General features: G+C 75.0%; 7 protein-coding genes. 3 read left to right on the top strand and 4 right to left on the bottom strand.

Features of this window, described 5'->3' with window-relative positions; translation table 11 throughout:
- From AB0F18_RS36725 to AB0F18_RS36715, 3 genes are all read right to left on the bottom strand, one after another.
- Positions 1-378 (bottom strand): zf-HC2 domain-containing protein (locus AB0F18_RS36725; protein ID WP_362069090.1); only part of this gene is annotated, 378 nt, incomplete at its 3' end.
- Complete coding sequence (locus AB0F18_RS36720) at positions 375-980, bottom strand: sigma-70 family RNA polymerase sigma factor (protein ID WP_362069087.1); 606 nt, start codon at positions 978-980, stop codon at positions 375-377. The genes AB0F18_RS36720 and AB0F18_RS36725, both read right to left, overlap by 4 nt.
- 83 nt (positions 981-1,063) lie before the next feature.
- Positions 1,064-2,056 carry a DUF1996 domain-containing protein gene (locus AB0F18_RS36715; protein WP_362069084.1) on the bottom strand — a complete coding sequence of 331 codons (993 nt, stop codon included), beginning with the start codon at positions 2,054-2,056 and terminating at the stop codon, positions 1,064-1,066.
- 162 nt (positions 2,057-2,218) lie between these two features.
- On the opposite strand from AB0F18_RS36715, the gene AB0F18_RS36710 reads away from it, so the two are divergent.
- From AB0F18_RS36710 to AB0F18_RS36700, 3 genes are all read left to right on the top strand, one after another.
- A complete protein-coding gene (locus tag AB0F18_RS36710) occupies positions 2,219-2,965 on the top strand; it encodes a DUF1838 family protein (RefSeq protein ID WP_362069081.1) in 747 nt (248 codons plus the stop codon).
- A 443-nt stretch (positions 2,966-3,408) separates the two neighbouring features.
- Entirely contained in the window at positions 3,409-5,184 is a 1,776-nt protein-coding gene (locus AB0F18_RS36705) for a S8 family serine peptidase (RefSeq protein WP_362069093.1), read from the top strand.
- Positions 5,185-5,441: 257 nt separating this feature from the next.
- Positions 5,442-8,204: a LuxR family transcriptional regulator gene (locus tag AB0F18_RS36700; protein ID WP_362069078.1), complete on the top strand. Its 2,763-nt coding sequence runs from the start codon at positions 5,442-5,444 to the stop codon at positions 8,202-8,204.
- A 19-nt stretch (positions 8,205-8,223) separates the two neighbouring features.
- Here the strand turns inward: AB0F18_RS36700 and AB0F18_RS36695 are convergent, their stop codons facing one another.
- The gene (locus AB0F18_RS36695; RefSeq protein WP_362069075.1) at positions 8,224-9,147 is read right to left on the bottom strand and encodes a glycoside hydrolase family 19 protein; all 924 of its coding nucleotides are present in this window, start codon (positions 9,145-9,147) and stop codon (positions 8,224-8,226) included.
- Between the last annotated feature and the right edge of the window lie 160 nt (positions 9,148-9,307).

Raw genomic sequence — 9,307 nt, 5'->3', positions numbered from 1 at the left:
GTCGCGGACCCCGCCCTGATCTCCCCCGACAACTGGACCCTCGACGTCCACTACCCCGGCCCAGAACACGGCCGCCAGCGAGGCGGCCGCGGCCAGCCCCGCCACCGCGGCCCGCCACCGGGTCCGCGCGGCCCGCTCGCCGCGCACCTGCCGCAGGGTCCGCTGGAGCAGCAGGTCGCCGCCCTGCGGGGGCCCGTCGAGGAACGCCTCCTCGGGCACCTCGCCCAGCGCGCTCTCCATCTCGAGCAACGCGGCCACCTCCTCCCGGCATCCCACACAGTCGCCGACGTGCTCCTCGACGCGCCGTACGTCCTCCGCGTCCAGGACCCCGAGCACGTACGGTCCGAGCAGCTCCTCCTCGTGCCGGTGCGCGTTCACGCCACCACCTCCCGCAGTCCGCCGGGCTGCTGGGGCGGCCGGCCTGATCGTCTGTTCCCGCCGAACCCGTCGGCGCCGCCGTCCGTGAACACCGCGCGCAGGGCCTTGAGCGCGTAGTGCGAGCGCGACTTGACCGTGCCCGCCGGGATGCCCAGGCGGTCGGCGGCCTCGGCGACGCTGTGCTGGCGGTAGTACAACTCCGTCAGCACGTCCCGGTGTTCCGGCGAGAGCCGGTCCAGGGCCCCCAGGACCGTCATGGCGTCCACCACCGAGTCCGCGTGGTCGCCCTCCACCGGGGGAGCGGCCGCGGAGCCCGAGACCTCCGGCGGACGGGCGGCCCTGGCCCGGTACCGGTCGGTGACGATGTTCCGGGCCACGGTGAGCAGCCAGCCGCGTACGGAGCCCTTGCCGTTGACGAGGACCTCGGAGTGCCGCCAGGCCCGGATCAGGGTCTCCTGGACGACGTCCTCGGCGGCGGCCCGGTCGCCGGTGAGCCGGGTGGCGTACGCGAGCAGGGCGTTGCCGTGTTCCTCGTAGACCGCCCTGATGAGTGCCTCGTCGGTCGAGCCCCGCCGCGCGCGGGGCCACAGTGGTCCGGCCATTCACGCTCTCCGTCCGCCTCGTGCTGTGTCGTGCGGTCGGAACACGCCCCCGATCCGGCGGCGGTTCATGTGACCTGCGTCACTCAAGTTCGGCAGTCGCGGCCCTCGTTGAGGCAGGCGACGAGCTCGCCCATCCGCTCGTCGGTCATCACGTTCACGAACATCGCGTGGTCGGTGAGCGGGCTGTGCCGCTGCTCCGGGAAGGAGTCCAGGGCCAGCGGGACCCCCGGCGCCACCGCGTACGCCAGCGAGACGCGCAGCTCCGGCACCGGGAAGGTGCCCTGCGGGCAGACGCCGGAGGCGGCGGGGAACAACAGGTGGGAACGGTGGTCCGGGGCGGCCGTGTCCAGCCCGTTCCAGCAGCTGGGGAAGACCAGCGTGCGGGTGACCAGCTCGCCCGCCGGGCAGCGCGGGTAGCCGGTGGTGGACCGGTCCGGTGCGCCCGAGCAGCCCCAGCGGGCACGCACCCCGGCGCCCCCGCCCGCCGTGTACGCGACGGCGTCGCCGGTGACCGCCCGCAGGAACCGGGGCATCGCCACCACCTTGCTCACCGCACTGCCCCGGAACTCCACCCGCACCGAGGCCTCCCGCAGGATCTCGCCCGCGTTGCCGTGCCCGGCCGCGCCCTCGTGCGGACCGCCGCCGGGCCGGTCCGTCCGGCGCAGGACCGGCCAGTAGTACGTGGAACGGTCGCCGCCGGTACAGCTCGTGGCGGCCGCGGCCAGCGAGGCGTCCGTCGACAGGGCGTCCGCGGACAGGTTCCCCACGTACGCGTGGGTGTGGTGGGCGCCCGCCCGCAGGCCCGGCGAGACCACCAGGTTGTCCTCGTTCCAGTGGCCCTCCTCGTTGCGCCCGCACTCCACCGTCACCGTGCCGGTGGAGGCCCCCGGCCCGGGCGCGGGCCCGGCCGGAGCCGGCGGCACGCGGCGCAGGTCCACGTACGGGCCCGCCGCGGAGGCCTCCCCGGGCCCCGCCGCCCGTGACGCGCCCAGCACGGCCGCCGCCAGCCCGAGGCCCAGGACCAGGCAGGCGAGCAGCACCGGCAGCCGGTGTTCCTTCACCAAGGGGTTCCCCATGGCGGTCACGGTCGCCGGTACTTCGTACAACCGTCAACCGGGCGACCGTACGAGGGGGAGCCCGCCCGTTCGTACGTGTCGCGGGTGGCCGGCGGCCGCCGCACGGGAGTTGGCGCGCGAGGTGCTTGTCCGGCCGGATCCCGGCCCCGCAGAGTTCTCCGTATGACACCGGACGACCTGCTGCGCGACTTCGCCCGCACCCGTGCCTCCCTCGACGGAGAGGAAGTCGCCTACTGGTGGACCGGTGACGTCCACTCCTGGGCCCCCGGAGAGCCCTACCGGCGCCTCTTCGGCTTCGAAGGGGTCAACGTGGCACGGCTCCTCGCCGACGAGGAGGAGGGCGGTTACCGCATGCTCTCGCGCGAGGCCGCCTTCTACCTCGACCCGGTCACTCGGGACATCCTGGAGACCTGGCAGGAAAAGACCGTGGTCCACGTCTGGAACGACCCGGCCAACCTGCGCCTGCGGCCCTTCCCCGTCCCCCGGACCGAACTCGGCGGACAGGTCTGCTTCAGCCTGGAGATCCCCCTCGCCTACCCCTCCCCGCTGCCCGTCGCGGACTACCCGCGCAGCTCCGCCGACGACACCTACCGGGCCCTGGAGCTCTTCCAGTTCTTCACCCCCGCCACCGCCCTCGCCGGCGGGGCGCCGAGCGTCCCCGCGACCATGTCCTGGATGCGGATGTCCCCCTGGCTCCCCTGGATGGAGCAGGGACAACGCCCCGGCGGCCTCACCTTCCACTGCCGGGGAGCCAAGCTCGGCTCCTACGCCGAGGTTCCCGAGCGCACCCGCGCGTACATCGCGGGCCGGCACCCGGAGTTCGCCCACGCCCCGGAGAAGTGGACCGAGCCCAACGAGACCAGCTGGACGTACTTCCGCGCCCTCCACCCGCACGGCGACCCGGAGTAGCCCGCACGCCGCCCCGGCGGCCGGGTGTTACACGCGGGTTCCGTGCGGGTTCCACAGGGGTTTCACAGGGGCGCCACAGGAGGTCCACAGGGTCGGGGAGGGTCCGGACAAGGGTTTTCCCCGTATCGGGTTCATCCCCCCGTTGCCTACTGTCTGCCCACCGGCGATCTCCCGCACCCCGAACGGCCCCCGCGCCAACCCCACATGGTGTGAAGCCGTCCGCGGCCGCGCGGATCGTCGGTACACGCCGTCGCCCAGCCCCGCCGTTGCGGCCGGGCGACGTGGCGCGCGGCGACCGGGGCGGTCCGACCAGCCCTCCCGGTCCCGCGGCCGCCGGTTCCACCTCCCACACCGCACACACGGCCGCTCCGGCCTGCCCGGAAACGGCCCGTAAGGGGAACATCGTGCACGCACCCCGACGACGGCTCATATCCGTCGTGGCCATGTCCGTCACCCTCCTCGCAGGCTCCGCCACCGCAGCGGTGGCCGTGACCCCCGCGAGCGACCCGGGCGCCCAGACCCTCCCGGCCGCGGCGGCCCCCGCCGCCCCCGCCTCCGCCCCGGTCCAGAACCTGATCGTCGGCTACAAGTCCTCCGCTTCGGAGGCGAGCTCCAACACCGCGGCCGCCGACGACGCCACCGCCAAGGGCAAGAAGGCCGGCAAGAAGGCGACGTTCGACCGCCGCCTGGGCACCGGCGCCGCGCTCGTCAACCTGGGCGGTGCGACCGCCCCGGCCGACGCCGCCAAGGTGATGGAGCAGTTCCGCGCCGACCCGGACGTCGCCTACGTCGAGCCGGACTCCCGCGCCTACGCGATGGCCACGCCGAACGACACCGAGTACGCCAAGCAGTGGGACCTCTTCGAGGCCACCGCCGGCATGAACGTGCCCGCCGCCTGGGACAAGACCACCGGCTCCGGCGTCACCGTCGCCGTGATCGACACCGGCTACGTGACCCACTCCGACGTCGCCCCCAACATCGTCGCCGGCTACGACTTCATCTCCGACTCCACCGCCGCCCGCGACGGCAACGGCCGCGACAGCAACCCGGCCGACCAGGGCGACTGGAGCGCCGCCGAGGAGTGCGGCACCGGCTCCAAGGCCAGCGGCTCCTCCTGGCACGGCACCCACGTGGCCGGCACCATCGCCGCCGCCACCAACAACGGCAAGGGCGTCGCGGGCATCGCGTACAACGCGAAGATCCAGCCCGTCCGCGTCCTCGGCAAGTGCGGCGGCGCCACCTCGGACATCGTCGACGCCATCACCTGGGCCTCCGGCGGCACCGTCGCGGGCATCCCGGCGAACCCCACCCCCGCCAAGGTCATCAACATGAGCCTCGGCGGCTCCGGCACCTGCAGCTCCAGCTACCAGAACGCCATCAACGCCGCCGTCGCCCGCGGCACCACCGTCGTCGTGGCCGCCGGCAACAGCAACGCCGACGCGAGCTCCTTCACCCCGGCCAGCTGCAACAACGTCATCACCGTCGCCGCCACCAACCGCACCGGCGACCGCTCCTTCTACTCCAACTACGGCACCAAGGTGGACGTCTCCGCCCCCGGCGGCGAGACCCGCCGCGCCACCGACACGCCCGGCACCGTCACCACGCCCGAGAACGGCATCCTCTCCACGCTGAACGACGGCGCCACCACCCCCGGCGCGGAGATCTACAAGCCGTACCAGGGCACCAGCATGGCCGCCCCGCACGTCGCGGGCCTCGCCGCGCTCCTCGTGGCCGCCAAGCCCTCCCTCACCCCGGCCCAGGTCGAGTCCGCCATCAAGGCCAACGCCCGCCCGCTGGCCGGCACCTGCACCGGCGGCTGCGGCGCCGGCCTCGCCGACGCGGCCGCGACCGTCAACGCCGTGACCTCGACCCCGATCACGCCGGTCTTCGAGAACACCGCGGACTTCGCCATCGGTGACAACACCACCGTGGAGAGCCCGATCACCGTCACCGGCGTGACCGGCAACGCCCCGGCCACCCTCAAGGTCGGCGTGAACATCGTCCACACCTACATCGGTGACCTGAAGGTCGACCTGGTCGCCCCCGACGGCACCGTCTACACCCTGCACAACCGGGCCGGCGGCAGCGCGGACAACATCAACCAGACCTACACCGTCGACGCCTCCTCCGAGGTCGCCAACGGCACCTGGAAGCTCCGCGTGAACGACAACGCGGGCGGCGACACCGGCAAGATCGACTCCTGGAGCCTCGGCTTCTGATCCCCGCCGGCCACTCAAGGCCACTCCCCGGTCCGGACGCCCGCCGGAGTCCCCCACCTCCGGCCTGACGGGGCGATAGTACGGACCAACCCGGCCCGCGGGCCTGCCGATACCTCCCGTACCGGCAGGCCCGCGGCGCCTTTCTGTCGCCCGACTGAATTCTGCGTCACAATCCGGGTCCGTCGGGGGGCTGACCTCGTATTGTCGCGTCTCACAGGAAGGGCACGGACCGGGGAGCGAAAGGCTGGTGGCTGTGCGTGGCGGAGACGCGGGACGCTGACACCAACGTCGGACACGGCGTACTGATCGAGGCCGTCGGGCGTGCGCTCACCACGCACGGCCGGGCCATCCTCACCGGCCCCGCCGGAGCCGGCAAGACCGAGGTGGCCCGCACCGTCGCGGCCGCCGCCGAGGGCCGCCGCGAGACCGTTCTGCGCCTCGCCCCCGAAGCCGCGGACCGGCACATACCCGAGGCCTCGGCCGCCGCCCTGCTCGCCTCCGTCCCCCGCTCCGCCCTCGACCGCCTCGCCGGACCCCAGCGCACCGCCATCGCCTTCCTGCGCCGCGAGGCCGACGCCCCCCGCGCCGGACGCGACCACGTCGCCCTGCGCCTGGCCGTCGTCGAGGTTCTGCGCACCCTGGCCGCCCCCGGCCCCCTCCTGCTCCTCGTCGACAACGCCCAGTGGCTCGACGCCGAGAGCACCGACCTGCTCCGCTTCGCCCTGCGCCTGACCCCGCCCCGCGTACGGGTCCTCGTCGCCGAACGGGTCCAGGGCGGCGCCCCCGTCGCCGAAACCCTCTGCGGCCCCGGCACCCCCGCTGTCCGCGTCCCCGCGCTCGGCGCCGACGAGGTCGCCGAACTGCTGCTGCGCCACGGCCTGCCCGCCCGCCTCGCCGGACGCATCCACCAGGCCAGCGGCGGCAACCCCCGGCTCGCCCTCGCCCTCGGCCACTCCCTCGCCGAAGCCGCCGGCCAGGGCGGCTGCGCCCACCACGCCGACCCGCTTCCCGTCTCCGGCCAGGCCCGCGAGGTCGCCCGCCGGCTCCTCGCCGAAGCCCCCGCCCGCACCCGCCCCACCCTCCTGCTCGCCGCCCTCGCCACCCGCCCCACCACCGCCCTGCTGCGCCGCGCCGGCCGCCCCGACGCCGAAGCGGAACTCGCGGAGGCCGAACGGGCCGCACTGGTCACCGTCGGCGAGGACGGAGCCGTCGCCTTCACCGCCGGCGCCCTGCCCACCGCCCTGGCCGCCGACGCGGGCTGGCCCGAGCGCTCCGCCGGGCACGCCGCGCTCGCCGCCGCCGTCGACGACCCCGTCCAGGCCGTACGCCACCGCGCCCTCGCCGTCGACACCCCCGACGCGGAACTCGCCGCCGAGATCACCCGGGCCGCCGACGCCTGCCGCCGCCGCGGCCAGCGGGCCCTGGCCGCCGAACTCGGGCTGCTCGCCGCCGAACGCACCCCCGCGGCCCTGCCCGGCGAGGAACTCGCCCGGCTCGTCGGCGCCGCCGAGGACGCCGGCTGGGCCGGCCGCGCCGACCTCGCCCGCCGGGCCACCCGCGCCGTCCTCGCCCGCGACGCCTCTCCCGCCCAGCGGGTACGGGCCCGGCTCGCCGTGATCGACGCCGCCGGGCAGGCCCTGGCCGCCCTCGACGAGACCTTCGCCTTCGCCTGCGCCGAGGCCGACGCCGCCGACGACCCCTCCCTGCTGGCCGCCGTCCAGCTGCGGATCGCCTGGAAGCACAACCTCAGCGACGGCGACCCCGTACGCTCCCGCGACGCCGCCGCCGAGGCCGGAGCCCTCGCCAAGGCCGGCGGAGACCAGGTCGCCGAAGCCATGGCCCTGACCGTCCGGGCCCGCATGGGCCGCATCCTCGGCGACGCCGACGCCGAGGACATCCTGGCCCAGGCCCTGGCCCTGCCCGCCCCCGAGGTCCCCCTCGGCATGCGCAACGCGCCCCAGTACCTCGCCGTCCGCCACGCGCTCTTCGACGACCGGCTCGCCGACGCCCGCCGTCAGCTCCTCGTCCTGCTGCCCGCCGTCCAGCGCACCGGCTCCGCCGAGGACGTCTTCGAGGTGCTGCGCAGCCTCACCGAGGTCGAACTGCGGCGCGGCCGCTGCGTCCCCGGCGCCGCGCACGCCCGCCGCGCCCTGGAGCTGACCATAGAGGCGGGCCTCTCCCCGGGCCCCGCCTGGTACGTCGCGGCGACCGCCGAGGCGGCCGGCGGCAGCTTCGCCCGGGCCGCCGCCTACGCCCGCCGCGGCATCCGCGCCTCCGAGGAGGAGCACGACCAGATCTTCCTGTCCCGGGGGCTGTACGCCCTCGGAACGGTCGAACTGGCCACCGGCGAGGCCGCGAAGGCCGTGGCCACCCTGCGCCGGGTCGCCGAGCTGGAGCAGGCCCAGCAGGTGGTGGACCCCTCCATCCTGCGCTGGCACGGGGAACTCGCCGAGGCCCTCGTCGCCGCCGACGACCCCGCCGGGGCCGTCGCCCTGCTCGACTCCGTCACCCCCGTCGCCCGTTCCCTCCGGCGGACGCCCGTCCTCGCCGCCCTGGACCGGGCCCGGGCCCTCGCGCTGTCGGCGCAGGGCGAACCGGAGCCCGCCGTCGCCCTGCTCCAGGACACCGCCCAGCGCTTCGGCGCCCTCGGCCTGCCCCTGGAACGGGGCCGTACGCTCCTCGCGCTGGCCCGGGTCGAACGCCGGCGGCGCCGCCGGGCGCCGGCCCGCGCCGCGCTGCGGGACGCCGCCGAGGTGTTCGAGCGGGCCGGAGCCGCACCCTGGCTCTGCCTGGCCCGCGAGAACGCCCCCGAGACCGGTGCCCCGCACCCGGGGGTGGCGGCCCTGACCGACGCGGAGGCCCGGCTGGCGCTGCTCGTCGGCGGGGGCGCCAGCAACCAGGAGGCTGCCGCGAAGCTCTTCCTCAGCGTCAAGACCGTCGAGGCCCGGCTCACCCGGATCTACCAGAAGCTCGACGTCCGCTCCCGGGCCCAGCTGGCCACCGCCCTGCGGGGCCACTGAACCCGGGCCGTGCGGACGGTCAGCAGTCCAGCCGGTCGCCCGGGGTGACGCCGAGCAGCCGGGTGAAGGCCTGGTACTTGTCGATCCGGCTCTGCACCTGCGCCGGGTTGCCGCCGTTGCACTCCAGGGCCCCGTTGATGGAGCGGATCGTCTCGCCGAAGCCCGCCCCGTTCACCATGGCCGCGTGGGCGGTCATCGTGCCCGGGCCGTTCTGGGTGTTCCAGTACCAGAGCGCCGTCTTCATCGCGACGGCCGGGTCCTGCTCGACGAGGTAGGGGTTGGCGAGCAGGTTGATGCCCAGGGCGTCACCCGCCGCCTTGTAGTTGAAGTTCCACGACAGCTGGATGGGCCCGCGCCCGTAGTACGCGGCCTGGCCGGCCGGGCAGCCGTAGGGCTGGGAGGCGTCGCAGTAGTGCGGGTAGTTGGCGGTGTTCTGCTCGACGACGTACACGAGCCCGCCCGTCTCGTGCGAGACGTTCGCGAGGAAGGCCGCCGCCTCGCGCCGCTTGACGGTGTCGTCCCCTGTGTGGGCGAAGCCGGGGTACGCGGAGAGCGCCGCGACCAGCCCGCTGTAGGTGTAGAAGGGGTTCCGGTCCGGGAACATCTGGTGGAACTGGGCCTCGCTGACCACGAAGCCGGAGGGGTCGCCGGTGCCCGGGTCGGGGTCCTGGCCGCCCCCGCCGCCGCAGCCGCCCTGGTCCGACCAGGCGCCCCACTGGCCGGTGGTGCCCGGGGTCTCTCCCTGGGTCCACCACTTGGCCTGCCAGTTGTGGCCGCCGTACGAGGCGCTCATGCCGTTCGTGTAGACCGCCGAGGAGCTCCAGGCGCCGGCGCAGGCGGGGGCCGCGGCGGCGGGGGAGGCGGGCAGGGCGACGGCGAGTCCGAGGGTCGCGGCGGCGGCCGAGGCGAGGGAGAGGGCGCGGCGGCGAAGCGCACGTATCACGTAACTGCTCCTTGAGTGGGGGGAGTCGTCGCGGAGCGTGGGGGCGCGACGGGTACCGCCACTGAACCGAAATGGTCTGGACCTGTCAAGGTCTGGACCTGACGTCGGCCGTGCGCACGGGAAAACGCCGGAGCGGCGTGACGACCGGGGTCGTCACGCC

This window comes from Streptomyces sp. NPDC029216 (assembly GCF_040648015.1).
Lineage (GTDB): Bacteria > Actinomycetota > Actinomycetes > Streptomycetales > Streptomycetaceae > Streptomyces.
This window is presented reverse-complemented; position numbering and strand designations above follow the sequence as displayed.